2 protein-coding genes are annotated in these 1005 nt (G+C 48.4%); both read left to right on the top strand.

The genetic code is table 11. The features are described 5' to 3' along the window. The first annotated feature begins 334 nt into the window (after positions 1 to 334). Entirely contained in the window at positions 335 to 766 is a 432-nt protein-coding gene (locus FJZ26_06370; protein ID MBM3230030.1) for a hypothetical protein, read from the top strand. A gap of 30 nt (positions 767 to 796) precedes the next feature. Then, a partial coding sequence (locus FJZ26_06365; GenBank protein MBM3230029.1) for a hypothetical protein occupies positions 797 to 1005 on the top strand: 209 nt, incomplete at its 3' end.

The raw sequence follows: 1005 nt of genomic DNA, 5'->3' as shown, positions 1-1005 counted from the left end.
AAAGCGCATACGGAATCGAAAGCTTTGTTGTCGGCCAGTGGGCTGGCGGGATTTCCGACACGCAGGCGGCTGAGCACGACAAATATTCAAGGCAGGACAGCAAGTATGCAAAATCGGTCTTCACAGCACCTGGCACTTCTGAAAAAAAGATCAAGGCAATGAGCGGCTGCAAGACATACCAGATGTGCAATGATGCAGACTCGCCTATTGGGCATTTCAGGCTTGACAGCAACACGTCCGACAGGTTCAACATGACAGACCTTGTGTGCGTCCTGCCAGACTGCTCAAGATAATCCAAATGCAAAGACAAAAATGTGATTGAATTGGTGGCCGCATGAAAAAAGGGCAAATAAGTGTCGAAAGCCTCACACTTGTAGGGTTCATGCTTGCCTTCATGGTCCCAGTGGTCCTCCTGTTCCTAACAATCTCAAACGTCTCGTCAGAGAACGTGAGCATAGGGCAGGCAAGGATTACTGGAAAGCAGATTGCAAATGCCGCGGGCGAGGTTTATGCCCAGGGCAATGGCACAAGAAGGATTATACTTGTGAATTATCCGCCAAACATGCAAAACATTACGCTTAACAACCATACAATAGCCATTTCGCTTAGGACTGCCAAGGGAATTGTGGATGTTGTGGAAAATACATTTGCCAGGACAACTGATGGGGATTTGCCACTTTCCAACTCCACGCGCCTTGGGTCCGGACTTAAGTCAATAAGTATTGTTTCAAAAGGAAGCCATGTTGAAATCGGGTATTCGCAGTAGTATTTAACGTTGAGCAAACGGGTCTTTGAGATGGATGCACACAAATCGGCCGCGATTCGGTTAGCAGATGCGGAAAGATGCCGCGGGGGGCAGGCTGCCATAGAGTTCATTTCATACCTGAGCTTTTTCCTTGTGCTTTTTGCAGTCTCGGTGATACTTTTCATAGACCAGCAGAGGGCCGATGTCATAGAAAAGCGAACAATGCTTGCGGACGAGGTGGCAAGCAGGTTTGCCGAAAG

Source organism: Candidatus Parvarchaeota archaeon, from assembly GCA_016866895.1.
Lineage (GTDB): Archaea > Micrarchaeota > Micrarchaeia > Anstonellales > VGKX01 > VGKX01.
This window is presented reverse-complemented; position numbering and strand designations above follow the sequence as displayed.